At 66.4% G+C, this 23,606-nt stretch carries 26 protein-coding genes; 22 read left to right on the top strand and 4 right to left on the bottom strand.

Annotation, left to right across the window (positions count from 1 at the left end):
* The first annotated feature begins 38 nt into the window (after positions 1-38).
* The 5 genes from N0B51_RS07050 to N0B51_RS07030 all read left to right on the top strand — a co-directional run bounded on the left by N0B51_RS07050 (position 39) and on the right by N0B51_RS07030 (position 6,494).
* The gene (locus N0B51_RS07050) at positions 39-2,555 is read left to right on the top strand and encodes a penicillin-binding protein 1A (protein WP_259961606.1); all 2,517 of its coding nucleotides are present in this window, start codon (positions 39-41) and stop codon (positions 2,553-2,555) included.
* Between the two features lie 24 nt (positions 2,556-2,579).
* On the top strand, positions 2,580-3,125 hold the full coding sequence (locus tag N0B51_RS07045) for a peroxiredoxin (protein ID WP_259961605.1): 546 nt from the start codon (positions 2,580-2,582) through the stop codon (positions 3,123-3,125).
* 69 nt (positions 3,126-3,194) lie between these two features.
* On the top strand, positions 3,195-4,322 hold the full coding sequence (prfB, locus tag N0B51_RS07040; protein WP_259961604.1) for a peptide chain release factor 2: 1,128 nt from the start codon (positions 3,195-3,197) through the stop codon (positions 4,320-4,322).
* Positions 4,322-5,062 carry a class I SAM-dependent methyltransferase gene (locus tag N0B51_RS07035; protein WP_259961603.1) on the top strand — a complete coding sequence of 247 codons (741 nt, stop codon included), beginning with the start codon at positions 4,322-4,324 and terminating at the stop codon, positions 5,060-5,062. The genes prfB and N0B51_RS07035 overlap by 1 nt, the downstream gene beginning before the upstream one ends.
* Positions 5,063-5,087: 25 nt before the next feature.
* Entirely contained in the window at positions 5,088-6,494 is a 1,407-nt protein-coding gene (locus N0B51_RS07030) for an NAD(P)H-dependent flavin oxidoreductase (protein ID WP_259961602.1), read from the top strand.
* On the opposite strand, the gene N0B51_RS07025 is transcribed toward N0B51_RS07030, so the two are convergent.
* The gene (locus tag N0B51_RS07025; RefSeq protein ID WP_259961601.1) at positions 6,481-7,005 is read right to left on the bottom strand and encodes a YkgJ family cysteine cluster protein; all 525 of its coding nucleotides are present in this window, start codon (positions 7,003-7,005) and stop codon (positions 6,481-6,483) included. The genes N0B51_RS07030 and N0B51_RS07025 overlap by 14 nt on opposite strands.
* A 1-nt stretch (position 7,006) precedes the next feature.
* A complete protein-coding gene (locus tag N0B51_RS07020; protein ID WP_259961600.1) occupies positions 7,007-8,014 on the bottom strand; it encodes a 2-hydroxyacid dehydrogenase in 1,008 nt (335 codons plus the stop codon).
* 88 nt (positions 8,015-8,102) lie between these two features.
* Here N0B51_RS07020 and N0B51_RS07015 point away from each other — a divergent pair, with 88 nt between their 5' ends.
* Positions 8,103-8,561, top strand: a complete 459-nt coding sequence (locus tag N0B51_RS07015; RefSeq protein WP_259961599.1) for an SH3 domain-containing protein — start codon at positions 8,103-8,105, stop codon at positions 8,559-8,561.
* 52 nt (positions 8,562-8,613) lie between these two features.
* Here N0B51_RS07015 and N0B51_RS07010 read toward each other — a convergent pair whose 3' ends face one another.
* Positions 8,614-9,030 (bottom strand): hypothetical protein, encoded by a 417-nt coding sequence (locus N0B51_RS07010; protein WP_259961598.1) that lies wholly within the window; start codon positions 9,028-9,030, stop codon positions 8,614-8,616.
* 150 nt (positions 9,031-9,180) lie between these two features.
* On the bottom strand, positions 9,181-10,377 hold the full coding sequence (locus N0B51_RS07005; protein WP_259961597.1) for an acetyl-CoA C-acyltransferase: 1,197 nt from the start codon (positions 10,375-10,377) through the stop codon (positions 9,181-9,183).
* A gap of 179 nt (positions 10,378-10,556) precedes the next feature.
* On the opposite strand from N0B51_RS07005, the gene N0B51_RS07000 reads away from it, so the two are divergent.
* The 16 genes from N0B51_RS07000 (at position 10,557) to nuoK (ending at position 23,602) form a co-directional block, all read left to right on the top strand.
* On the top strand, positions 10,557-11,987 hold the full coding sequence (locus N0B51_RS07000; protein WP_259961596.1) for a coniferyl aldehyde dehydrogenase: 1,431 nt from the start codon (positions 10,557-10,559) through the stop codon (positions 11,985-11,987).
* Between the two features lie 133 nt (positions 11,988-12,120).
* Positions 12,121-12,600 carry a nuclear transport factor 2 family protein gene (locus N0B51_RS06995; protein ID WP_259961595.1) on the top strand — a complete coding sequence of 160 codons (480 nt, stop codon included), beginning with the start codon at positions 12,121-12,123 and terminating at the stop codon, positions 12,598-12,600.
* A gap of 195 nt (positions 12,601-12,795) precedes the next feature.
* Positions 12,796-13,170 (top strand): NADH-quinone oxidoreductase subunit A, encoded by a 375-nt coding sequence (locus N0B51_RS06990; protein ID WP_259961594.1) that lies wholly within the window; start codon positions 12,796-12,798, stop codon positions 13,168-13,170.
* 83 nt (positions 13,171-13,253) lie between these two features.
* A complete protein-coding gene (locus tag N0B51_RS06985) occupies positions 13,254-13,754 on the top strand; it encodes a NuoB/complex I 20 kDa subunit family protein (RefSeq protein ID WP_259961849.1) in 501 nt (166 codons plus the stop codon).
* 15 nt (positions 13,755-13,769) lie between these two features.
* Positions 13,770-14,648: an NADH-quinone oxidoreductase subunit C gene (locus tag N0B51_RS06980; protein WP_259961593.1), complete on the top strand. Its 879-nt coding sequence runs from the start codon at positions 13,770-13,772 to the stop codon at positions 14,646-14,648.
* Positions 14,645-15,199 (top strand): hypothetical protein, encoded by a 555-nt coding sequence (locus N0B51_RS06975; protein ID WP_259961592.1) that lies wholly within the window; start codon positions 14,645-14,647, stop codon positions 15,197-15,199. The genes N0B51_RS06980 and N0B51_RS06975 overlap by 4 nt, the downstream gene beginning before the upstream one ends.
* Entirely contained in the window at positions 15,196-16,407 is a 1,212-nt protein-coding gene (locus tag N0B51_RS06970) for an NADH-quinone oxidoreductase subunit D (protein ID WP_259961591.1), read from the top strand. Before N0B51_RS06975 ends, N0B51_RS06970 begins: the two co-directional genes overlap by 4 nt.
* On the top strand, positions 16,407-17,075 hold the full coding sequence (locus N0B51_RS06965) for a complex I 24 kDa subunit family protein (protein ID WP_259961590.1): 669 nt from the start codon (positions 16,407-16,409) through the stop codon (positions 17,073-17,075). Before N0B51_RS06970 ends, N0B51_RS06965 begins: the two co-directional genes overlap by 1 nt.
* Entirely contained in the window at positions 17,075-17,215 is a 141-nt protein-coding gene (locus N0B51_RS06960; RefSeq protein ID WP_259961589.1) for a hypothetical protein, read from the top strand. Before N0B51_RS06965 ends, N0B51_RS06960 begins: the two co-directional genes overlap by 1 nt.
* Positions 17,212-18,504, top strand: a complete 1,293-nt coding sequence (nuoF, locus tag N0B51_RS06955) for an NADH-quinone oxidoreductase subunit NuoF (protein WP_259961588.1) — start codon at positions 17,212-17,214, stop codon at positions 18,502-18,504. The genes N0B51_RS06960 and nuoF overlap by 4 nt, the downstream gene beginning before the upstream one ends.
* Positions 18,501-19,112 (top strand): hypothetical protein, encoded by a 612-nt coding sequence (locus tag N0B51_RS06950; protein WP_259961587.1) that lies wholly within the window; start codon positions 18,501-18,503, stop codon positions 19,110-19,112. The genes nuoF and N0B51_RS06950 overlap by 4 nt, the downstream gene beginning before the upstream one ends.
* On the top strand, positions 19,112-21,118 hold the full coding sequence (nuoG, locus tag N0B51_RS06945; RefSeq protein WP_259961586.1) for an NADH-quinone oxidoreductase subunit NuoG: 2,007 nt from the start codon (positions 19,112-19,114) through the stop codon (positions 21,116-21,118). Before N0B51_RS06950 ends, nuoG begins: the two co-directional genes overlap by 1 nt.
* A complete protein-coding gene (gene nuoH, locus N0B51_RS06940) occupies positions 21,115-22,173 on the top strand; it encodes an NADH-quinone oxidoreductase subunit NuoH (protein WP_259961585.1) in 1,059 nt (352 codons plus the stop codon). The genes nuoG and nuoH overlap by 4 nt, the downstream gene beginning before the upstream one ends.
* Positions 22,170-22,655, top strand: a complete 486-nt coding sequence (gene nuoI, locus N0B51_RS06935; RefSeq protein WP_259961584.1) for an NADH-quinone oxidoreductase subunit NuoI — start codon at positions 22,170-22,172, stop codon at positions 22,653-22,655. The genes nuoH and nuoI overlap by 4 nt, the downstream gene beginning before the upstream one ends.
* Positions 22,656-22,682: 27 nt before the next feature.
* Positions 22,683-23,300, top strand: coding sequence for an NADH-quinone oxidoreductase subunit J (locus N0B51_RS06930; RefSeq protein ID WP_259961583.1), 618 nt, complete (start codon positions 22,683-22,685; stop codon positions 23,298-23,300).
* A complete protein-coding gene (gene nuoK, locus N0B51_RS06925) occupies positions 23,297-23,602 on the top strand; it encodes an NADH-quinone oxidoreductase subunit NuoK (protein WP_259961582.1) in 306 nt (101 codons plus the stop codon). The genes N0B51_RS06930 and nuoK overlap by 4 nt, the downstream gene beginning before the upstream one ends.
* Positions 23,603-23,606 lie beyond the last annotated feature (4 nt).

Genomic DNA, 23,606 nt, shown 5'->3' with positions numbered 1-23,606 from the left:
GCGCGCCGCGGAATCGCCGTGCTAAGGCCCCGGCGATCATGGCCGACACGACCACACTCGAGCATTTCCGGTATCGCATCCGCCGCGATGCGCACGGCATCGCGGCATGGTTCCGCGAAAACTGGCAGGCGAAGCGCTGGTTTCGCTGGCTCTCCAGTCTCGGCGCTGCCGGGCTGCTGGTGTTCGTGGCGGGGTGGGCCGTGCTGTCGAGCGGTCTCCCCGATGCCGAAACACTGGTCGATTACCAGCCGCCGCTGCCGACGATGGTGCGCGGCAGCGATGGCGAGATCGTGCATTCCTATGCCCGCGAACGCCGGGTCCAGCTCCAGTACGCGGATTTTCCGAAGGAACTGATCGAGGCGTTCCTCGCCGCCGAGGACAAGACTTTCTTCACCCACGGCGGCGTCGACATCACCGGCACGATCGGCGCCGCGATCGATTACGCGACGAAATTCGGTTCCGGCGAGCGCGCGGTGGGCGGGTCGACGATCACCCAGCAGGTCGCGAAGAACATCCTCCTCGGGGACGAATACTCGATCACCCGCAAGCTCAAGGAAATGATCCTCGCGCGGCGGATCGAGGGCGTGCTGACCAAGCCGCAGATCCTCGAGCTCTATCTCAACGAGATACCGCTGGGGCGGCGCAGCTTCGGGGTCCAGGCTGCCAGCAGGGCCTACTTCGACAAGGACGTGGGCGAGCTTGACCTGCACGAGATGGCGTTCCTCGCGATCCTGCCCAAGGCGCCCGAGCGGTACGGCCGCAAGAAGAACGAAGCGATGGCGATCGAGCGCCGCAACTTCGTGCTCGACCAGATGGTCAGGAACGACTTCATCACCCCGGCACAGGGGGCAGCCGCCAAGGCCCGCCCACTCGGGCTCAAGCCGTCGCGCTCGATGGTCCCCTCGGTCGACGCCGGGTACTTTCTCGAGGAAGTGCGGCGCGAACTGATCGACAAGTTCGGGGAAACCGCCGAGGACGGCCGGAACAGCGTCTACGCCGGCGGCCTCTGGGTCCGCACCTCGCTCGATCCGAAGCTCCAGGAAGCCGCGCGAGACGCGCTGCGCGGCGGAATCCTGCGCTACAGCTCGGGCAAGGGATGGGCCGGGCCGCTCGCGACGATCGACGTGTCCGACGATACCTGGCAGTCCCAGCTTGCCGCATCGCCGCTCGGCATCAATTACAGGGACTGGCGGGTCGGCGTGGTGACCCGGCGCGCGGGATCTGATGCGACGATCGGGTTTTCGAGCGGCGAGACCGCGCCGCTGTCGGGCCTTCCAGACGGCCTGAAGGCCGGACACGTCATCGCGGTCGCGCCCAGCGGCAACGGCTATGTCGTGCGCACCGTGCCCGAAGTGTCCGGCGGCTTCCTCGTCGAAGAGCCGGCGACCGGCCGGGTGCTTGCCATGCAGGGCGGGTTCGACAGTCGCCTGTCCGATTTCAACCGCGCGACCCAGGCGCTGCGCCAGCCCGGCTCGACGATCAAGCCGTTCGTCTACGCCACCGGGCTCGATCAGGGAATGACGCCCGCGACCGAGGTTCCCGACCAGGCCTACTGTTTCTACCAGGGCGCCGCGCTGGGGGAAAAATGCTTCCGCAACTTCGGCGGCGGCGGCGGCGGCGTGCACACCATGCGCTGGGGACTCGAGCAGAGCCGCAACCTGATGACGGTCCACATCGCGATGGATGCCGGGATGCCGAACGTGACCCAGACCTTCGAAAGGCTCGGCATCGGCAAGTACGAGAACTATCCCGCCTTCGCCCTCGGCGCCGGCGACACGACCGTGCAGCGGATGGTCAACGCCTACGCCACGCTCGCCAATTTCGGGCGAATGCACCAGCCAACGCTCGTCGATTACGTCCAGGACCGGAACGGGAAGGTGATCTGGCGTGCCGACAGGCGCGAATGCGCCCGGTGCAACATGGCGGAATGGGACGGCAAGGGGATGCCCCGGCTGGCCCCGACCGGGCGGCAGGTGATGGATGCCCGAACGGCCTACCAGGTGATCCACATGCTCGAAGGGGTCGTCCAGCGCGGCACGGCGGTCCGCCTGCGCGCGCTCGACCTGCCGCTGTTCGGCAAGACCGGGACCACCAGCGGGCCGACCAACGCCTGGTTCGTCGGTGGCAGCCCGGACCTGATCGCGGGGATGTACATCGGCTTCGACAAGCCGCGCAACCTCGGCGGGTGGGTGCAGGGCGGCAACACCGCTGCGCCGATGATGATCGATTTCGTGAAGGCGACCCGCGACCGCTGGTCGGACGACCCGTTCGTCGCTCCGGCGGGTGTGCGGATGGTCCGCATCGACCGCCAGAGCGGCAAGCGCGTGTTCGATGCCTGGCCGACCGACGATCCCAAGGCCGCCGTGATCTGGGAAGCGTTCAAGCCCGACACCGAGCCGCCGCGGGCAACGCGGCAGGACGAGATCGCCGCCAAGCGCAACGAGATTCTCGAGATGATCCGCCGCGGACGTCAGGCCGCCGAAACGGCCTCGACCTCCCGCAGAAGCGAGGACAGACCCGGCGATTTCGTCGAGGAGCAAGGTGGTATATACTGATCGCCACGCGAGAGGATAACGACGATGAAAACGCTCACCACCCTTGCCGCCGCGCTGGCGCTGGTCACATGTCCCGCGTCTGCGAGCCTGCCAACCGGGGCAAAGGCCCCGACCTTCGCCACCCAGGCGGCAAAGGCGGGAAAACCGTTCCGGTTCGATCTTGCGCGTGCCCTTAAGAAGGGGCCGGTCGTCCTCTATTTCTATCCCAAGGCGTTCACCCACGGGTGCACGCTGGAAGCGCACGCCTTTGCCGAGGCATCTTCCGAGTTCGCGAAATACGGCGCCACGATCGTGGGAATGTCGAACGACGACATCGATACCCTGCGGCTGTTTTCGACCGAGGCATGCCGAAACAAGTTCGCGGTCGGTTCGGCGACCCCGAAGATCGTTTCGGCCTACGACGTCGACCTCGTGCGTGACGGCAAGAGCACAGGCGTGACCGACCGGACCAGCTACGTCATCGACAAGTCGGGCAGGATCGTGTTCGTGCACTCCGACCTCGATTACAAGGATCACGTCCGCCTGACGCTCGACGCAGTCAAGAAGCTCAAGGCCAGGCGCACGAGCTGACAGCATCCCCTTTCGCCCGCTCGCCCCCTCCGCTAAGCGGCGGGCCCATCCTGCTGGAGAACTGAATTCATGCGTGCCGAAGGGCAGGCCCACATCGACCGTATCGAAGCCGCGCTTTCGCTCGTCCGCCAGTCGCTCGACTGGGACCGGGCGCTTCGGCGTCTCGACGAGCTCAACGCGCGCGTCGAGGACCCCCAGCTGTGGGACGACCCCAAGGAGGCCGAAGCCGTCATGCGCGAGCGCCGGCGGCTCGAAAGCGCCATCGGTACAGTCAACGAGATCTCGGCCGAAATGGCCGACGCGATCGAGTTCGTCGAGATGGGAGAGGCCGAGGGCGATGCCGAGATCGAGGGCGAGGGGCTGGCAACCCTCGCGCGGCTGGCCCAGCGGGCCGACGCGGACAAGGTCCAGGCGCTGCTGTCGGGCGAGGCGGATTCGAACGACACGTACCTCGAAATCCACGCCGGCGCCGGTGGAACCGAGAGCCAGGACTGGGCCGAGATGCTCCAGCGGATGTACACCCGCTGGGCCGAGCGCAAGGGCTACAAGGTCGATCTCGTCGACTATCACGCGGGCGACCAGGCCGGCATCAAGAGCGCGACCCTGCTGATCAAGGGCGAGAACGCCTATGGCTACGCCAAGACCGAGAGCGGCGTGCACCGGCTCGTCCGCATCAGCCCTTACGATTCGAGTGCGCGCCGGCACACCAGCTTCAGCTCGGTCTGGGTCTACCCGGTGATCGACGACAGCTTCGAGATCGACATCAACCCGGCCGACCTCAAGATCGATACCTATCGCGCCTCTGGCGCGGGTGGACAGCACGTCAACACGACCGATTCGGCGGTGCGCATCACCCACGTGCCGAGCGGGATCATCGTCGCCAGCCAGCAGGACCGCAGCCAGCACAAGAACCGCGACATCGCGATGAACATGCTGAAGGCGCGGCTGTACGAGGCCGAGATGCGAGCTCGCGAGGAGGCCGCCAGCGCCGAGCACGCGAGCAAGACGGACATCGGCTGGGGCCACCAGATCCGCAGCTACGTCCTGCAGCCGTACCAGATGGTGAAGGACCTGCGCACCGGACACACCTCGCCGACCCCGGACGACGTGCTGGACGGCGCGCTCGACCCGTTCATTTCGGCCGCACTCGCCCAGCGGGTGACCGGGGAAACGGTCGAGGTCGAGGACGCCGACTGATGCGCCGGCGGGCGATGCTCGTGCTGGCTGTCCTCGCGCTCGGCGCGTGCCGCTGGGCGGATACCGATTCGAGCCGCCCCGACACCGCCCGCGATTTTCCCCGCGCGCATCGCGAGGTCGCCGACGCCGTCGGCACCCAGTTCTCCAGCGAAAACCAGCGCGACAGCGTGGGAGAGGCGAAGAAGGTGATGGATCTCGCCGAGATCGCCCGCGGGATGACCGTGGCCGACATCGGCGCGGGCGAAGGCTACTACACCGTGCGTCTGGCCGAGCGGGTGGGGCGCAAGGGCAGGGTACTGGCCGAAGACATCGACCGCGCCGCGCTCGACCGTCTCGGCCAACGCGTCGAGCGCGAGCGGCTGGAGAACGTGTCCATCCGACTCGGCACGCCCGACGACCCCAAGCTTCCCGAGAACAGCTTCGACCGCGTGTTCATGGTGCACATGTATCACGAGGTGCAGGAACCCTACGCGTTCCTCTGGCGGCTGTGGCCATCGCTGCGCGAAGGCGGGCTGGTGGTGGTCGTCGACGTCGATCGCCCCACAGGCCAGCACGGCATCGATCCCCTTTTGCTGAGCTGCGAGTTCGAACGGGTGGGGTTCAAGCTCGACCAGTTCAAGGACGCGCCCGAACTGGCGGGGTACTATGCACAGTTCAAGCGAGCCGCTACGAGGCCCGAACCGGCGGCCATCAAGCCCTGCCGGCACGACGCGGCGCACAATGGCGCCGCCCCCAACTGACGCTCCGGAGAGGTAGCACAAGCCAATGGCATTCAAGGGGTTGCAACCCATACTGTACGGCGGTCGTGAGGTCTGGCCGCTGATCGAAGGCGGCAAGGGCGTGTCCGCCACCAACCACGCGAGTTCAGGCGCCTGGGCCGCCGCGGGCGGAATCGGCACGGTCAGCGCGGTCAACGCCGACAGCTACGACGTCGACGGCAATCCGATCCCGCAGGTCTATCCGCAGACCACCCGGGTCGAACGCTTTGAGCAGCTCGTCCGCTACGCGATCGACGGGGCGACCGAGCAGGTCCGGCGCGCGCACGAGATCGCCGGCGGCCAGGGCGCGATCAACATCAACGTGCTTTGGGAGATGGGCGGCGCGCAGCGCGTGCTCGAAGGCGTGCTGGAAAACTGCAAGGGCCTCGTCACCGGGGTGACCTGCGGCGCCGGGATGCCCTACAAGCTCGCCGAGATCGCGGCGCGCTTCAACGTCTACTATCTCCCGATCGTCAGCTCGGCGCGGGCGTTTCGCGCGCTGTGGAAACGCAGCTATTCCAAGGTGCCGGAACTGATGGCGGCGGTGGTCTACGAGGACCCCTGGCTTGCCGGCGGGCACAACGGGCTGTCGAACGCCGAGGATCCGACCAGGCCGGAAGATCCCTATCCGCGGGTGAAGGCCCTGCGCGAAACCATGCGGGCCGAAGGCGTGTCGGAGGACACCGCGATCGTCATGGCCGGCGGCGTGTGGTTTTTGCGCGAATGGAACGACTGGATCGACAATGCCGAGCTCGGCAAGATCGTGTTCCAGTTCGGCACCCGTCCGCTGCTGACCGAGGAAAGCCCGATCCCGCAGGTGTGGAAGGACATGCTCCGCACCGTCGAACCGGGCGACGTGCTGCTGCACAAGTTCTCGCCGACCGGGTTCTATTCGAGCGCGGTGAAGACGCCTTTCCTGTATGACCTGATGCACCGGTCGGAACGCCAGATCCCGATCTTCAAGCGTGACGAGGTCGAGGGGACGATGCCGCTGCTCGACCACGGAAAGGCCAAGTACTTCTGGGTCCACCCCGGGGACCAGCGCAAGGCGCTCGCGTGGATCCACGAGGGCTTCACTGAGGCGCTCAAGACCCCGGACGACACGGTCGTCTTCGTTACCCCGGAAAGCGCCGAGCAGATCCGCGCCGACCAGCAAGGCTGCATGGGCTGCCTGTCGCACTGCCAGTTCTCGAGCTGGAAGGACCACGACAACCACACGACCGGCCGGCTGGCGGACCCGCGCAGCTTCTGCATCCAGAAGACCCTGCAGGACATCGCCCACGGCGGCGATCCGGACGAGAACCTCGCCTTCGCCGGCCACGCCGCCTACCGGTTCAAGCAGGACCCGTTCTATTCGAACAACTTCACCCCGACGGTGAAGCAGCTGGTCGAGCGGATTCTTACCGGGGACTGAGGCTCTCGCCGCGCGCGGCGCGGTGGAAGTGCCGGTCGATATAGAGCTGGTAGGCGAGGAGTTCGGCGAACGCGTTTCCCGCCTCGGCGGCGCGTTCGCCCGGCGCTGCGTCGATCCACCGGTTCAGGAGATCCCGCTGGGCTGCCTCGCCGGGGAGCTTCTCGGCAAGCTTCGCGCGCAACGCGATCGCGGTGTCGATCCGGCGCGACGCTTCCTGGCGGTCGATCTCACCTCGGGTCAAGGCGCCAAGCGTGTCGCACTCGAACCGGCGGCACGCGGCGGGGCGCACTGCGTAAACGGTGCACTGGCCTTGCCAGAACCCGCAGGGCTGGGCGATCCGCTCGGGCGCCGGAACGCCACCTCCCGCGAGGCGGTCGCGGTCGGCAGCGGTCAGGTCGAGATAGGGGAAGATGCCGGCATTGCAGCACAGGCCGCAGGACCGGCAAATATCGGTGGCCGGAGCCGCTTCGCAATCGTCGGGGGGCGGAGGATGCCGCGGCGGGCCGGGCACCCTATACGAGCCCTTCCAGCACCTGGTCCGGGGGGCGGTGGCCGTCGGCCCAGAAGCGGATGTTGGCGATGACCTTTTCGCCGGCCTGTTCGCGCCCCTCGATCGTCGCGCTGCCGATATGCGGCTGCGCGATCACGTTGGGCAGCGCGACGATACGCTCGTCCACCCGCGGTTCCTCGGGAAAGACGTCGAGTCCGGCCCCGCCGAGATGCCCGCTTTCGAGCGCCTCGATCATCGCGTCGTAATCGATCAGGTCGGCCCGCGCGGTATTGATGATGATGGCGCCAGGTTTCATCGCGGCGATGCGCGCGGCATTGATCATGCCCTTGTTGGCCGCCGCCGAAGGGCAGTGCAGCGTCACGATGTCCGCGGCGGCCAGGAGTTCGTCGAGGCTCTCGACCCATGTCGCACCGAACATGGTCTCGACCGCCTGGGGCAGCCGCCGCCGGTTGTGATAACGGATGTCGAGTCCGAAGGCGCGGGCGCGGAAGGCCACGGCCTGGCCGATCCGGCCCATTCCGACGATCCCGAGAACCTTTCCCGACAGCTTGCGTCCCAGGAGCGCGCTTGGCGCCCAGCCGGTCCACTCGCCGCGCCGGATGAGCGAGGTTCCCTCGCGCAGGCGCCGCGGCACGCCGATGATCAGTGCCATGGTGAGATCGGCGGTATCGTCGGTGAATACGCCGGGCGTGTTCGTCACGATGATCCGGTTCGCGCGGGCTGCGGCAAGGTCGATGTGGTCGACCCCCGCGCCGAAGCTCGCGATCAGGCCCAAGCTGGGTCCGGCCTGCTCGATCAGCGCCGCATCGATCCGGTCGGTGACGGTCGGGACGAGCACGTCGGCCTCGCTCATCGCCGCGGCGAGCGCATCGCGTGTCATCGGCACGTCTTCGAGGTTGAGCGTGGTGTCGAACAGCTCGCTCATCCGGCTCTCGACCGAAGGGAGCAGGTGGCGCGTCACGACCACCCGGGGTTTCGCGGTGCGGCGGGGTTCGGGACGGTCGCTCATGGCAGCGGGGGCTATCGGGAACGGGGCGTGGCGGTCAAGCGCTGCTCGCTTGAACGAAGGAGGGATTACGCGCTAACGCGATGTCGCCATGCGATTTTACCTCATTCCGGCCGTCACGCTCGCCGCCGCTCCCGTCGCCGCGCAGGATCGCGAAGTGCCCTACTGGGCGACGATCAAGGCCGAAAAGCTCAATATGCGCGCGGGGCCGGGGCGCGATTTCCCGATCCGCTGGGTCTATACGCGCGAAGGCCTGCCGCTGAAGGTCATCCGGGTCCACGAAGGGTGGCGGCTGGTGCAGGACCCCGCCGGTGACGAGGGCTGGGTGACCGCCAACCTGCTGAGCAAGGAACGCGGCGCGATCGTAGTGGGCGAGGGTCTCGCAGCAATCCGCGCGGCCCCGTCCGAGGGCGCGATGGCCAGGTGGAACGCGGAGCCGGGCGTCGTCGGAAAGCTCGGCAAATGCGAAAGCGGATGGTGCGAATTCGACGTCGCGGGGCGAGCGGGCTTCGTGCAGGCCAATCGGCTATGGGGGGCCGGTGCGCGCTGAAGGCGGAAGAAAAGGGGAGCAGCACGGCCGCTCCCCTATGTTCCGTGCATGATCACATGGCGGTGGCTTCGGCCGGCTTGGGCTTGACCATCACCGGGTCGCCTTCGTCAGGCGTCGCGGTGAAGGAACCGTCAGCTGCCGGAGGTGTCTCCGTGAAGCACATCGGCTTCCCGCCCTCGGTCGTGGGGGTAAAACAGGTCTTGCCGCCGGTCACCGCCCAAGTGCCTTCCTCGACCACCTTACCATCGGCGTCGGTGTCGGTGTAGGTCCCGTCGTCGTTGAGGGTCGCGGTCATCACCGATCCATCGGGATAGGTGACTTCGTAGGCTCCTGCGGGCGAGCCGTTGGCGACGGTCGCCATCGGAGCAGGTTCGGCCGGGGCCGCTTCGGTCGTGGCTTCGGCGGCTGGCTCGGACTGACTGCAGGCAGCAAGAGCGACCGAAGCCGCTGCAATGACAAGCTTTCTCATGGGATGCACTCCCTCGACGTGAGCGACCCTGGCGGCGGGATACCACATCGGCTCGCGGGTAGGAATGCCCGCGTTGAAGCACCCTGCGGCGCGCGCCGGAGAAGGCGCGTCACCGCCTTGTCATGTTGCCCCCCGGCCCGCCGGGCGCCGTCAGACGAGTTCGACTGCCACCGCGGTCGCCTCGCCGCCGCCAATGCACAGCGATGCGACGCCGCGCTTCAGGCCCTTCTGCTTCAGCGCGTTTAGCAGCGTGACGACGATGCGCGTGCCGCTGGCGCCGATCGGGTGGCCCAGCGCGGTCGCTCCACCGTGAATGTTGACCTTGTCGTGGGGGATGCCGAGGTCCTTCATCGCGAACATCGCGACGCAGGCGAACGCCTCGTTGACCTCGAACAGGTCGACATCGCCGATCGACCAGCCGGCCTTGTCGAGCACTTTGTTGATCGCGCCGACGGGAGCGACGGTGAAGTCCTTCGGTTCCTGGGCGTGGGCGGCCATCGCGACGATCTTCGCCACAGGGGTCGCGCCCTTGTCCTTCGCCACGCTCTCTCGCGCCAGCACGACCGCTGCGGCGCCGTCGCTGATCGAGCTCGACGAGGCGGCGGTGATCGTGCCGTCCTTGGCAAACGCCGCGCGCAGCTGCCGCAGCTTTTCGGGATTGCCCTTTGGCGGTTGTTCGTCGGTATCGACGGTCGTTTCGCCCTTGCGGGTGGTCACGGTCACCGGGACGATCTCGTCGGCGAAGGCGCCGGACTGGATCGCCTCGTTCGCGCGGCGCAGCGATTCGACCGAGTAGTCGTCCATGTTCTCGCGGGTGAGCTGGTACTCGTTCGCGGTATCCTGCGCGAAGGTGCCCATCGCGCGGCCCGCGTCGTAGGCATCTTCCAGTCCGTCGAGGAACATGTGGTCGTAGGCGGTATCGTGTCCGATCCGCGCGCCCGACCGGTGCTTCTTGAGGAGATAGGGCGCGTTGGTCATGCTTTCCATGCCGCCCGCGACCGCCACGTCCATGCTGCCGCTCGCGAGCGCCTCGGACGCCATGATGATCGTCTGCATCCCGCTGCCGCAGACCTTGTTGACCGTGGTCGCCTGGACCGACTTGGGCAAGCCGGCCTTAATCGCCGCCTGGCGCGCCGGCGCCTGGCCCAGGCCGGCGGGCAGGACGCAGCCCATGTAGATCCGTTCGATGTCCTCGCCGTCGATCCCGGCCCGCTCAACCGCGGCCTTGACCGCCGTCGCGCCGAGGTCGGTCGCCGAAACGTCCGACAGCGCGCCCTGCATGCCGCCCATCGGCGTGCGCGCGTAGGAAAGGATGACGACGGGATCGGCTTCGGAGAACGTGGGCATGGCGGGCCTTTCTGTGTTCGTGTTGCCGGCGATCTAGTGCTGCAGTGCGGCAAAGGCAAACAAGCAAGTCTTCGCTTTCGCCAAACGCGATACGGGTGCGGGACGGTTGCGGCGCGTCTTGCCAACCGGCCGTTTATCCCCGAAACCCGTGGCAAACAGCAACGCATGAGGAAGACGGCATGGCCGACGATCGCAAGCCCGAACTGGTCGCCCTCCTGGAGCTCCAGCGGACAGCCTTCACCGCGGCGCGACCAGAGCCGCTGTCGGCCAGGCGCGACCGGATCGAGCGGGCGATGGCGCTGCTGCGCGACAATGCCGACGAACTCTGCCGTGCGATGAGCGCCGATTTCGGCAGCCGCAGCATCCAGCAGTCGATGATCACCGACATCGCCGGGACGATCGGTTTCGGGAAATATTGCCTGAAGAACCTGTCGGGCTGGGCCAGGTCCGAGCGGCGCAAGGTCCAGTTCCCGCTCGGTCTGCTTGGGGCGAAAGCCGAACTGCGATTCGAACCGAAGGGCGTGATCGGCATCCTTTCCCCTTGGAATTTTCCCGTGAATCTCAGCTTCGGCCCGCTGATGCAGGTCTTCGCGGCTGGCAACCGGGCAATGATCAAGCCGAGCGAGTTCACCGAGCGCACGAGCGAGCTGATGGCCCAGCTCGTCGACAAGCGCTTCGATCCCGCCGAGTGCGCGGTCGTGACCGGCGGCCCCGAGGTTGCGCACGCATTCAGCGAACTGCCGTTCGACCACCTCGTCTTCACCGGCTCGACCGCCACCGGTCGCAAGGTGATGGAGGCGGCGGCGAAGAACCTTGTGCCGGTCACGCTGGAGCTGGGCGGCAAGAGCCCGGTATTCCTGGGCCGCGACGCCGACCTCAAGAAGGCCGGCGAGCGGATCGCGATGGGCAAGATGATGAATGCCGGGCAGATATGCCTCGCGCCCGATTACCTCTACGTGCCGGAAGAGATCGAGGAGGGGGCGGTCGCCGCGGTCCAGCTCGGCGTGCACGAGATGTATCCGACGCTGCTCGCGAACGACGATTACGCCAGCGTGGTCTCGGACCGGCACTTCGACCGCCTGCAGAGTCTCGTCTCCGACGCGCGCGAAAAAGGAGCCGAGGTGATCGAGGTCAACCCGGGGAACGAGGACTTTGCGAACGCGAACACGCGCAAGATGCCGCTGACGATCCTGCGCAATGTCACCGACGACATGGCCGCGATGCGGGAGGAAATCTTCGGACCGGTCCTGCCGGTGAAGACCTATCGCCAGATCGACGAGGCGATCGACTACGTGAACGCGCACGATCGCCCGCTGGGCCTATATTACTTCGGTAGCGATTCCGGCGAACGCGAGAAGGTGCTTACCCGCACGATCAGCGGGGGGGTGACGGTGAATGACGTCGTGTTCCACGTCTCGATGGAGGACCTGCCGTTCGGCGGCGTCGGGCCATCGGGGATGGGCAGCTATCACGGGGTCGAAGGTTTCCGCGAATTCAGCCACGCGCGCAGCGTCTACACACAGCCGAAGATCGACGTGGCAAAACTCGGCGGTTTCAAGCCGCCTTATGGACCGGCCACCGACAAGGCGATCCGCTCGATGATGAGGTGAATGACGTGCCCCATCGGGTTGGTAATTAGAGCGGGTGCCGGCCGGCGCGGTTCGACCGGCGGCGGGGCGCGCAACTCTGGATTATAATGCTATCGGTGATACCCTCCCTTGCAGCACAGGATGGAGCAGGCCGATGAAACCAGTCCTTGTCGCCCCGCTGTTTGCGCTATTCGCGCTCATTGCGACCGAGGTTCCAGCGGGCGCCGAAGCTGGTCAGCCACAACATTCCACCGAGGAACTCGCGGTTCTGCAGGCAAACGAGGCCGTACTGCGGGCGGTAAGGGACAAAGATGCGAAAGCGTTTGGCGACCTGACCGTTAACGATCTTCGCGTCCTCGCGCCGGGCGGGCGTCTGGAAGACAAGGCGATGGTTATCAAGGGGCTTGGGACGGTCGTGGGTAACCTCGACAATGTCGAGACCGAGGCCATCATCGTCGGCGACACCGCGATTGTTACGGGCAAGATGCAGGGTAATGCCGCGATGGAACCCTTCGGCAAGCTTCCGCCGATGAAATACATCGCGACCTTCGTCCGCACCGGGGAAGGGTGGCGCATGCTTTCCCGGGCGATCACGCCCTGCGCATCGGTGGCAATCGAGAAAGGCGCCTGCTGACCCGCCGATAGGCGCAGGAACCTGAAAGCCGACGCGAGATTGCAGCCTGGCTCATTCGGCCGGCTCGGTCGTCCCCCTGGCCTCGATACGTCGCGAAATCGCTCAAACGCGAAATGCGGTCCCCGAGCCCTTGCACCGCCGGGGTGGGGCATCTAGAGGCACGCGTAAATTGGCCCCCTCCGCTGGGAATCACTCTTGGTCGACCTGTCGCAATACCTGCCGATCCTGATCTTCCTGGGCATCGCCCTGGGGTTGTCGGCGCTGTTCGTGTTCCTGCCGATGGGCGTCGCCCGGCTGACCGGGGCGCATAACCCCAACGCGGAGAAGCTGAGCGAGTACGAATGCGGATTTCCCGCGTTCGAGGACCCGCGCAGCCAGTTTGACGTGCGATTCTACCTGGTGGCGATCCTGTTCATCATCTTCGACCTCGAGGCGGCGTTCCTGTTTCCTTGGGCGGTCAGCCTCGACATGACCGGATGGCCCGGTTGGGTGACGATGATGATCTTTCTCGGCGAGCTTGCCGTTGGCCTTGCCTATGCGTGGAAGAAGGGGGCACTGGAATGGGAGTAGATCGCCAGCCCTCGCTCGATCACCGGCTTGCGAATCCCGCGTCGAGCACGGTCGCCGGCCCGGGTGAGAACCCGGCGTTGCGGATGCCCGACGGCGGTTATTTCAACGCGCTGTCGACCGAACTCGACAACAAGGGCTTTCTCGTCACTTCGACCGAGGAGCTGTTCCAGTGGGCACGCACCGGTTCGCTGTGGTGGATGACGTTTGGTCTCGCCTGCTGCGCGGTGGAGATGATCCACGTCAACATGCCGCGTTACGACATGGAGCGGTTCGGCGTCGCCCCGCGCGCGTCACCGCGGCAGTCGGACGTGATGATCGTCGCCGGGACGCTCTGCAACAAGATGGCCCCGGCGCTGCGCAAGGTCTACGACCAGATGTCGGATCCGAAGTACGTCATCTCGATGGGCTCGTGCGCGAACGGCGGCGGGTACTATCACTACAGCTACAGCGTGGTGCGCGGGTGCGACCGGATCGTGCCGGTCGACATCTACGTGCCCGGCTGTCCGCCGACGGCCGAGGCGCTGCTTTACGGCGTGATGCAGCTCCAGCGGAAGATCCGCCGTGAAGGGACCATCGAGCGATGAGGGGCTCGCGCTGACATGGCGACCGTCTTTCACCCGGCACCGAAGATCTCCTCGAACGAGGGCGTGCAGGCCGCGCTTTCGGGCGCGCTCGGCGACATGCTCGTCTCGGCCAAGGAGGAGCACGGCGAGATCGTGCTGACGGTCGCGCGCGGCGCGATCGAGGACGCGCTGCGCCTGCTTCGCGACAGCCACGACTACCAGCAGCTGATGGAGATCGCCGGGGCTGACTACCCGGGCCGCCCGGAACGGTTCGAGGTCGTCTACATGCTGCTCAGCCTGACGAAGAACCACCGGATCATGGTCAAGGTCACCGCGGCCGAGGATACCCCGGTCCCGACCGTCACGACCCTTTGGCCCAACGCCGGCTGGCTCGAGCGCGAGGTCTTCGACATGTACGGCGTGCTGTTCGACGGCAACACCGACCTGCGCCGCATCCTGACCGATTACGGCTTCGAAGGGCATCCCTTCCGCAAGGACTTCCCGCTGACCGGCTATACCGAGCTGCGTTACTCGGAAGACGAGAAGCGCGTCGTCTACGAGCCGGTCGACCTGCCGCAGGACCTGCGCCAGTTCGACTTCATGAGTCCGTGGGAAGGCGCAGACTACGTCCTTCCGGGCGACGAGAAGGCTGTTACGCCTCCGGTCGACGAGCCCAAGACGACCGAGAAGAAGTCCGATACCGGGGCGGGCGAGAAGACCAACGGCAAGGCGGCCGAGAAGAAATCCGCGCCTCCGCCAGCCAAGAAGGCGACGGGCCGAAAGGATCCCGAGGCGCCCGAGCCAACCGAGAGCCGCCCGGCGCGCAAGCCGCGCAAGGCCACTGCGCGCGACACCAAGCCCGCCACCGAGCCGAAGAAGCGGGCATCGCGCAAGAAGAAGGGCGACGGCGAATGAGCCGCGCGTTCGCCCTGTCCGCGATGCTGCTGTTGGCCGCGTGCTCGAAATCGCCTGAAGGGGCGACAGGCGAGAGCGCCGACGATTTCGCCAAGCGTGCCGGGCTCGATGTCCCGGCTGACTCGGTGCCGTCGGTCGCTGAAATCAATGCGCAGCCGGTCGTCGCTCCCACCGGCGCGGCGCAGCTGACCCCGCTCAGTGCCGACGCACCGCGGGCGCTCGGCGCGATCGCCGGCGGGTGCTCGTTCATCTACCAGGGCCGCTCGCTCCTCGTCGTCGGCGCAGGCGAAGGGACCGACCCCGGCAGCGGCCGCGGCGTGCTGGTGATCGATGGCCAGCAGGTCGTCCTTCCGGGCAATGCCGCCGGCGGCGTCCAGGTGGTCGAGAGCGGGCCGACGTTGTCGGGCGCAGGCTACACCGTTTCCGTCCTGCGCGCCGAAGGGCCGCCGCAGGCCAGGGGCGAGCGGAATGAATGGACCGCGGGCCTCAGGGTCGCGGGCCCTCAGGGCGAAACGACGTTCTCGCCGGGAACCTGGAGCTGCACCGCATGAGCATGCAACTCGAACACTCGCCGACCACCGGCGACGAGGTCATCACCAACTACACGATCAACTTCGGGCCTCAGCACCCCGCGGCGCATGGCGTGCTGCGCATGGTGATGGAGCTCGACGGCGAGATCATCGAGCGGATCGACCCGCACGTCGGGCTGCTTCACCGCGGCACCGAGAAGCTGATCGAGCACAAGACCTACCTGCAGGCGCTGCCGTATTTCGACCGGCTCGACTACTGCAGCCCGCTGTGCATGGAGCACAGCTACGTCCTTGCGATCGAGAAGCTGCTCAACATCGAGGTGCCGATCCGCGCGCAGTACCTCCGGGTGCTGTTCGCGGAACTGACGCGCATCTCGAACCACATGCTGAACCTTGGCAGCCACGTGATGGACGTCGGCGCGATGACGCCGAACCTGTGGTTGTTCGAGATCCGCGAAGACTGCATGAACTTCTTCGAGGCGATCTCGGGCGCGCGGATGCACAGCGCGTGGTTCCGCCCCGGCGGCGTGCACGAGGACGTGCCGCTGAAGGTGCTGAGCGACATCGCCGACTGGCTCGACACCCGCCTGCCGCGGCTGTTCGAGGACGCGATGAGCCTCGTCGTCGACAACCGCATCTTCAAGCAGCGCAACGTCGATATCGCGGTGGTGAGCAAGGACGACGCGGTCGCCTGGGGCTTTTCCGGCCCGATGATCCGCGCCGCGGGCATCCCGTGGGACCTCAGGAAAAGCCAGCCCTACGACGTCTATGACCGGATGGACTTCGAGATTCCCGTCGGCACGAACTCCGACTGTTATGACCGGTTCATGGTCCGGGTCGAGGAAGTGCGCCAGTCTGCGCGCATCATGAAGCAGTGCCTCGCCGAGATGCCCGAGGGTCCGATCGCCAGCGACGATCGCAAGGTGGTCCCCCCCAAGCGCGCCGAGATGAAGCAGTCGATGGAAGCGCTGATCCACCACTTCAAGCTCTACACCGAGGGGTTCCACGTGCCTGCGGGCGAAGTCTATGTCGCCACTGAAAGCCCCAAGGGCGAATTCGGGGTCTATCTGGTCAGCGACGGCAGCAACAAGCCGTACCGTTGCAAGATCCGCCCGACCGCGTTCAGCCACCTGCAGGCGATGGACTTCATGTCCAAGGGCCACATGCTGCCCGACGCGACGGCGATCCTGGGCGCAATCGACGTCGTGTTCGGGGAGTGTGACCGCTAATGGCTGACCGCGCGCCTGCACCCGACACCCCCGAACTGCGCGAGCGGTGGGGCAAGTTCGCCTGGACTGCCGAGAACGCGCAACGGGCGAAGGAAATCGTCGCGCGCTATCCCGAGGGGCGGCAGCGCTCTGCGGTGATGCCGCTGCTCGACCTGGCCCAGCGGCAGGTCGGCGCGGAGACCAATACGCAAGGCTGGCTGCCGCTGCCGGTGATGGAGTTTGTCGCGCAAGAGCTCGACATGCCGGTGATCCGCGTGCTCGAGGTCGCGACGTTCTATACGATGTACAACATCGCGCCCGTAGGCCGCTTCCACGTGCAGGTCTGCGGCACCACGCCGTGCATGCTGCGCGGCTCGGATGCCATTCTCGATGCCTGCTACAAGCGCGGAATGAAGAAGGGCCACACGACCGACGACGGCCTGTGGACCCTCACCGAGGTCGAGTGCATGGGCAACTGTGCCAGCGCGCCGATGGTCCAGATCAACGACGGGAACTACGAGGACTTGACGCCCGAGAGGCTCGACAAGGTGCTCGACGCCCTCGAACGCGGTGAAACGCCCAAGGAAGGGACGCAGGATCCCGAGCGGCACACGGTCGAGCCGGTGGGCGGACCGACCACGCTCAAGGAAATGGTCACCGACAACCACGACTACCGGGGCGAATGGTGATGGATATCGTCACGATCATCATCGCGCTCGCGCTGATCTTCATCGCCTGGAAGGTGCTGATGGGCATCGTCAAATTCGGCGCGATCATCCTGATCGTCGTCGCCGCGGCCTGGTTCCTGACCCAGGGAGGTTTCGCATGAGCCTCGCCGACAAGGACCGGATCTTCACCAACCTCTACGGCTACCAGGACTGGGGCCTGAAGGCGGCGCAGACGCGCGGCGACTGGGACGACACGAAGACGCTTATGGCCCGCGGGCAGGACGCGATCATCGACGAGATCAAGGAATCGGGCCTGCGCGGACGCGGCGGGGCGGGTTTCCCCACCGGCATGAAGTGGTCCTTCATGCCCAAGGAGAGCAAGGACGGGCGGCCGAGCTTCCTCGTCATAAACGCCGACGAATCCGAGCCCGGTTCGTGCAAGGACCGCGAGATCATCCGCCACGATCCGCACAAGCTGATCGAGGGCGCGCTGGTCGCCGGTTACGCGATGCGCGCGCGGGCGGCCTACATCTATATCCGCGGCGAGTTCATCCGCGAGGCCGAGACGCTCTTCAAGGCGGTGGCCGAGGCATACGACGCGGGGCTGCTGGGCAAGAACGCGGCGGGTTCGGGCTACGATTTCGACGTCTTCGTCCATCGCGGCGCGGGCGCCTACATCTGCGGCGAAGAGACCGCGATGATTGAGAGCCTGGAAGGCAAGAAGGGCCAGCCGCGCCTGAAGCCGCCGTTCCCGGCCGGCGCCGGGCTCTACGGATGCCCGACCACGGTCAACAACGTCGAGAGCATCGCGGTCGTGCCCACGATCCTGCGGCGCGGGGCATCATGGTTCGCCAGCTTCGGGCGGCCGAACAACGCGGGGACCAAGCTGTTCCAGATCAGCGGGCACGTGAACAGGCCCTGCGTCGTCGAGGAAGCAATGAGCATCCCCTTCGGCGAGCTGATCGAGAAGCATTGCGGCGGCATCATCGGCGGACGCGACAACCTGCTGGCGGTGATCCCCGGCGGCTCGTCGGTTCCGCTGGTCCCGGCGGACCAGATCTGGGACTGCCCGATGGATTTCGACGGGTTGAAGGAAGTCGGCAGCGGCCTCGGCACCGCGGCGGCGATCGTGATGGACAAGTCGACCGACATCGTCCGCGCGATCAGCCGGATCAGCTACTTCTACAAGCATGAGAGCTGCGGCCAGTGCACCCCGTGCCGTGAAGGCGTGGGATGGATGTGGCGCGTGATGGAGCGCCTGCGCACCGGCGATGCACACGTCGAGGAGATCGACATGCTGCACCAGGTGACCAAGCAGGTCGAAGGCCACACGATCTGCGCGCTGGGCGACGCGGCTGCCTGGCCGATCCAGGGCCTGATCAAGCACTTCCGGCCCGAGATCGAGCGGCGCATCGCCGAGGCGGGCAACATCGCGGAGGCGGCCGAATGAAGGCGATGATCGCAATCGTTGCGGCCCTTGCAGTGGTTGTGCCGGCTCTCGCAGACGACGCCGCGCCTGCTGCTGCCACGCGCGGGTCGCGTGTCGCGCTCGAGGAGTGGGCGGGATGCGTCGCGCGCGACAACGCCGGCGAGGCGGCGCGGGTGCTGACGATGGATTTCAGGACGCCGGCTTACGAGCGCGCACTCAGGACGCTGTCGACCGAAAGCCGCGACTGCATCCGCTTCCAGGGCACGCTGCGCGCCGGCGGGCTGCTGTTTGCGGGCGAGATGGCCGAGGCGTTGCTCGAGCAGCCCGGAGAAGCGGTCGTCACGCGCCTCGCGCGGGCGGCGGCGGGTCCGGCGGCCGAGGCGTACTCGTTTACCGACAGGGTCGCGATCTGCACCGTTCGCTCGGCCCCCAACGAGATTGCTGCCCTCTTCTCGACCGGGCGTGACAGCGCCGAGGAAACAGCCGCGCTGGACCAGGTTTCCGCCGTCATGGGCCTCTGCGCAAAGGCGGCCGAGGCGACCAAGCCCCTCTCGATCAATCCGGCCGGACTGCGCGCGATGCTGGCGACTGCTGCATTCCGTTCGGTCGTAGCTGCCAAGGACGCCTGATGCCCAAGGTTACCGTCGACGGTCAGGAAATAGAGGTCCCCGATGGGGCGACCGTGCTGCAGGCGTGCGAGCTTGCCGGCAAGGAGATCCCGCGTTTCTGCTACCACGAGCGGTTGAGCATCGCCGGCAATTGCCGGATGTGCCTCGTCGAGGTGAAGCCGGGGCCGCCCAAGCCGCAGGCAAGCTGTGCCCTGCCGGCCACCGAAGGCCAGGAAATCCGCACCGACAGCCTGATGGTCAAGACCGCGCGCGAAGGGGTGATGGAGTTCCTCCTCATCAACCACCCGCTCGATTGCCCGATCTGCGACCAGGGCGGCGAATGCGACCTGCAGGACCAGTCGGTCGCCTACGGCCGCGGCGCAACGCGCTACCACGAGAACAAGCGCGCAGTGACCGAGAAGTACATGGGCCCGCTCATCAAGACGGTGATGACGCGCTGCATCCACTGCACCCGCTGCGTGCGTTTCTCCGAAGAGATCGCGGGCGTCGACGAGATCGGCGCGCTCTATCGCGGCGAGCAGATGCAGATCACCACCTACCTCGAGCAGGCGGCGAAGCACGAGCTGTCGGCCAACGTGATCGACCTGTGCCCGGTCGGCGCGCTGACGAGCCGTCCCTATGCGTTCGAGGCGCGCCCGTGGGAGCTCAAGAAGACGCTCTCGATTGACGTGTCGGACGCCGTGGGCGCGAACATCCGCCTCGACAGCCGCGGTCGCGAGGTGCTGCGCGCCCTCCCGCGCATCAACGACGACGTCAACGAGGAGTGGCTGTCCGACAAGGGCCGCTACATGGTCGACGGGCTGACCCGCCGCCGCCTCGACAAGGTCTGGATTCGCAGCAAGTGCAAGCTCCAGGCAGCAAGCTGGGAGGACGCGTTCAAGGCGATTGCCAAGGCCAAGCCCAAGGGCTCGGTCGCGGCTATCGCGGGCGACCTGGTCGATTGCGAGACGATGTTCGCGGCCAAGAAGCTGGTGAACGCGCTCGGCAGTGACCTGCTCGAGGGGCGTCAGACCGGGATGCGCTATCCCGCCGGTAACCTCGCCGCGGTGAACTTCAACTCGACGTTCGCCGGGATCGAGACCGCCGACGCGATCCTGATCGTCGGCAGCATGGTCCGCTGGGAAGCGCCGCTGGTGAACGTGCGCCTGCGCAAGGCGGTCAAGCGCGGCGCAAAGGTGTTCGTGGTCGGGCCGCGGTGGGAGACGACCTATCCCGCCGAGTTCCTCGGCGACGACGCGGGCGTGCTTCACGACCTTCCGGCCCATGTGACCGAGGCCCTGGAGAAGGCCGAGCGTCCGGCGGTGATCGTCGGGGGCGCGGGGCTTGCCGCCGGCGCGCTCGACGCGGCGCTGGCGCTTCCGGTGCAGCGCGATGGCTGGAACGGGTTCAACGTGCTCCACATGGCAGCCTCGCGGATGGGCGGGCTGATGCTCGGCTACGCGCAGGAGGGCGGCATCGCGGATATCGCGAAGTCCGCGCCGAAGGTGGTGCTCGCGCTGGGCGCCGACGAGGTGGACTGGTCGCAGTTTGACGGCAGCCTCAAGGTCTATATCGGCCACCACGGCGACAAGGGCGCCCATGCCGCCGACATCATCCTTCCTGCCGCAGCCTACAGCGAGAAGGACGGGACCTACGTCAACACCGAGGGCCGCGTGCAGTTCGCCGAGAAAGCCGTGTTCGCGCCCGGCGACGCGCGCGAGGACTGGACGATCCTGCGCGCACTGGCCGATGCGCTGGGCGTCACCGTCGGGTTCGACAGCTTTGCCGAGCTGCAGGCCGCGATGATCGCCGAAGTCCCCGCGCTGGGCGTCGAGGGGCTGGCCGACGTTATGAGTCTTTCCGGGGGCGCGCTGCCGAAGCCGGGCAAGGGCAGGGCAAGCGGCAGGATCGCCTATCCGATCAAGGACTTCTATCTCACCAACCCGATCGCCCGCGCGAGCGTGGTGATGCAGCATTGTTCGGCCGAGCTGCTCCACGGCGAAACCCTGGCGGAGGCCGCGGAATGACCGAGACTTTCGTCAACTGGGGCCTGTCCTACGATTGGGCCTGGTTCCTTGCGACCGTCGCGGGGATCCTGCTGATCGCGCTGCCGCTGATGCTCGGCGTGGCGATGATCATCTATGCCGACCGCAAGATCTGGGCGGCGATGGCGCTGCGGAGGGGGCCGAACGTGGTCGGTCCGTGGGGTCTGCTCCAGAGCTTCGCGGACGGACTGAAGGTGTTCCTGCAGGAAACGATCATTCCGTCCGCCGCAAACAAGGGCCTGTTCCTGATCGCGCCGATCATTACCTTCACCGTCGCGTTGCTAGCGTGGGCGGTGATCCCGTTCAATTCGGGCGCGGTACTCAGCGACATCAACGTCGGCCTGCTCTACGTGCTCGCGATCAGCAGCCTCGGCGTCTACGGGGTGGTGATCGCCGGGTGGGCTTCGAACTCGAAGTACCCGTTCTTCTCCGCCATGCGCGCAGCGGCGCAGATGATCTCCTACGAGGTCTCGATCGGGTTCATCCTGATCTGCGTGGTGCTCTATGCCGGTTCGTTCAACATGAACGCGATCGTCGAGGCGCAGCGCGGCCATGGCTTCGGCATCGTCAACGGCTACTGGTTCAACCTGCTGCTGTTCCCGATGTGGGTGATGTTCCTCATCAGCGGCATGGCCGAGACCGCGCGCGCGCCGTTCGACCTGACCGAGGCGGAGAGCGAGCTCGTCGCCGGGTACCAGACCGAATACAGCTCGATGGCCTTCGCGCTCTACTGGCTGGGCGAATACGCCAACGTGCTCTTGATGTGCGCCCTGAACGCGGTGCTGTTCTTCGGCGGGTGGCTGCCGCCGCTGAACATCGACCTCATACCCTGGTTCGAAATTCCCGGCGTGGTCTGGCTGCTGCTCAAGATCCTGTTCTTCTTCTTCATCTTCAGCTGGGTGAAGGCGACGGTGCCGCGCTACCGGTACGACCAGCTCATGCGATTGGGGTGGAAGGTGTTCCTGCCGATCTCGCTGCTGTTCGTGGTGCTTGTCTCGGGCTGGCTGATGATCACGCGTTACGGAGGCGTGGCATGAGCCTCGCGCATCTCGTCAAGTCGTTCACCCTGTGGGAGTTCGTGAAGGCGCACGCCCTCACGCTGAAGTACTTCTTCAAGCCCAAGGCGACGATCAACTACCCGTTCGAAAAGAACCCGCTGTCTCCGCGCTTCCGCGGAGAGCACGCGCTGCGCCGTTATCCCAACGGCGAGGAGCGCTGCATCGCGTGCAAGCTGTGCGAGGCGGTGTGCCCGGCGCAGGCGATCACGATCGAAAGCGAACCGCGCGAGGACGGCAGCCGCCGCACGACGCGCTACGACATCGACATGACCAAGTGCATCTACTGCGGCTTCTGCCAGGAAGCGTGCCCGGTGGATGCCATCGTCGAGGGGCCGAACTTCGAATACGCGACCGAAACGCGTGAGGAACTGCTCTACGACAAGGCGAAACTGCTGGCCAACGGGGACAAGTGGGAGCGGGCCTTGGCCGCGAACCTTGAAGCCGATGCGCCCTACCGATAGGGGCCGCGCCCAGGACGCTATGACACCATGATCCAGGTTCTCGCCTTCTACCTCTTCGCCGCCCTCACGATCGCCTCCGCGGTGCTCGTGATCAGCGCGCGCAACCCGGTGCATTCGGTCCTGTGGCTGATCGTGGCGTTCTTCAACGCCGCGGGGCTGATGGTGCTTGCCGGTGCCGAGTTCATCGCGATGCTGCTGGTGATTGTCTACGTCGGCGCGGTCGCGGTGCTGTTCCTGTTCGTGGTGATGATGCTCGACATCGATTTCAGCGAGCTGCGCGCCGGGTTCGTTCGGAACTTCCCGCTCGGCCTGCTGATCGCGCTCGTCCTGCTGGCTGAGCTGGTGTTCGGCATCGGCGCCTACCAGGCCGGCAGGATCGAACTCGCGACCGGCACGGCCGACCAGGTGACGGCGATGGCCGACAGCAACATCGCGGCGATCGGCCAGGTGCTGTACGGCCAGTACCTGTTCCTGTTCGAAAGCGCCGGCATCATCCTCCTCGTCGCGATGATCGGCGCGATCGTGCTGACGCACCGCGATCGCAAGGACACGCGGCCGCAGAACATCGGCAAGCAGATCCGCCGCCGGCCGGGCGAGGCGACCCGCAACGTGAAGCCCGAGATCGGGCAGGGAGTGCAGCTGTGATCGGCCTCGAACACTACCTCGTCGTGGGCACGGTCCTGTTCGTGCTCGGCGTGCTCGGCATCTTCCTCAACCGGAAGAACGTGATCGTCATCCTGATGTCGATCGAACTGATTCTCCTCGCAGTGAACATCAACCTCGTCGCGTTCAGCAGCGCGCTGGGTGACCTGACGGGCCAGATCTTCGCGATGTTCGTGCTGACGGTCGCCGCCGGCGAGGCCGCCATCGGGCTCGCGATCCTCGTCATCTACTTCCGCGGCCGCGGGACCATCGCGGTCGACAGCGTCGACCGGCTCAAGGGATAGGCGG

It is taken from the genome of Tsuneonella litorea, assembly GCF_025154015.1.
Classification (GTDB): domain Bacteria; phylum Pseudomonadota; class Alphaproteobacteria; order Sphingomonadales; family Sphingomonadaceae; genus Tsuneonella; species Tsuneonella litorea.
Note: the sequence above shows the minus strand (reverse complement) of the source record. Positions and strands in the feature narration are given on the sequence as shown.

Coding starts and splice junctions, on each gene's coding strand:
- N0B51_RS07050 (WP_259961606.1), top strand. CDS start 39: ATGGCCGACACGACCACACTCGAGCATTTCCGGTATCGCATCCGCCGC.
- N0B51_RS07045 (WP_259961605.1), top strand. CDS start 2,580: ATGAAAACGCTCACCACCCTTGCCGCCGCGCTGGCGCTGGTCACATGT.
- prfB (WP_259961604.1), top strand. CDS start 3,195: ATGCGTGCCGAAGGGCAGGCCCACATCGACCGTATCGAAGCCGCGCTT.
- N0B51_RS07035 (WP_259961603.1), top strand. CDS start 4,322: ATGCGCCGGCGGGCGATGCTCGTGCTGGCTGTCCTCGCGCTCGGCGCG.
- N0B51_RS07030 (WP_259961602.1), top strand. CDS start 5,088: ATGGCATTCAAGGGGTTGCAACCCATACTGTACGGCGGTCGTGAGGTC.
- N0B51_RS07020 (WP_259961600.1), bottom strand. CDS start 8,014: ATGAGCGACCGTCCCGAACCCCGCCGCACCGCGAAACCCCGGGTGGTC.
- N0B51_RS07015 (WP_259961599.1), top strand. CDS start 8,103: ATGCGATTTTACCTCATTCCGGCCGTCACGCTCGCCGCCGCTCCCGTC.
- N0B51_RS07010 (WP_259961598.1), bottom strand. CDS start 9,030: ATGAGAAAGCTTGTCATTGCAGCGGCTTCGGTCGCTCTTGCTGCCTGC.
- N0B51_RS07005 (WP_259961597.1), bottom strand. CDS start 10,377: ATGCCCACGTTCTCCGAAGCCGATCCCGTCGTCATCCTTTCCTACGCG.
- N0B51_RS07000 (WP_259961596.1), top strand. CDS start 10,557: ATGGCCGACGATCGCAAGCCCGAACTGGTCGCCCTCCTGGAGCTCCAG.
- N0B51_RS06995 (WP_259961595.1), top strand. CDS start 12,121: ATGAAACCAGTCCTTGTCGCCCCGCTGTTTGCGCTATTCGCGCTCATT.
- N0B51_RS06985 (WP_259961849.1), top strand. CDS start 13,254: ATGCCCGACGGCGGTTATTTCAACGCGCTGTCGACCGAACTCGACAAC.
- N0B51_RS06980 (WP_259961593.1), top strand. CDS start 13,770: ATGGCGACCGTCTTTCACCCGGCACCGAAGATCTCCTCGAACGAGGGC.
- N0B51_RS06975 (WP_259961592.1), top strand. CDS start 14,645: ATGAGCCGCGCGTTCGCCCTGTCCGCGATGCTGCTGTTGGCCGCGTGC.
- N0B51_RS06970 (WP_259961591.1), top strand. CDS start 15,196: ATGAGCATGCAACTCGAACACTCGCCGACCACCGGCGACGAGGTCATC.
- N0B51_RS06965 (WP_259961590.1), top strand. CDS start 16,407: ATGGCTGACCGCGCGCCTGCACCCGACACCCCCGAACTGCGCGAGCGG.
- N0B51_RS06960 (WP_259961589.1), top strand. CDS start 17,075: ATGGATATCGTCACGATCATCATCGCGCTCGCGCTGATCTTCATCGCC.
- nuoF (WP_259961588.1), top strand. CDS start 17,212: ATGAGCCTCGCCGACAAGGACCGGATCTTCACCAACCTCTACGGCTAC.
- N0B51_RS06950 (WP_259961587.1), top strand. CDS start 18,501: ATGAAGGCGATGATCGCAATCGTTGCGGCCCTTGCAGTGGTTGTGCCG.
- nuoG (WP_259961586.1), top strand. CDS start 19,112: ATGCCCAAGGTTACCGTCGACGGTCAGGAAATAGAGGTCCCCGATGGG.
- nuoH (WP_259961585.1), top strand. CDS start 21,115: ATGACCGAGACTTTCGTCAACTGGGGCCTGTCCTACGATTGGGCCTGG.
- nuoI (WP_259961584.1), top strand. CDS start 22,170: ATGAGCCTCGCGCATCTCGTCAAGTCGTTCACCCTGTGGGAGTTCGTG.
- N0B51_RS06930 (WP_259961583.1), top strand. CDS start 22,683: ATGATCCAGGTTCTCGCCTTCTACCTCTTCGCCGCCCTCACGATCGCC.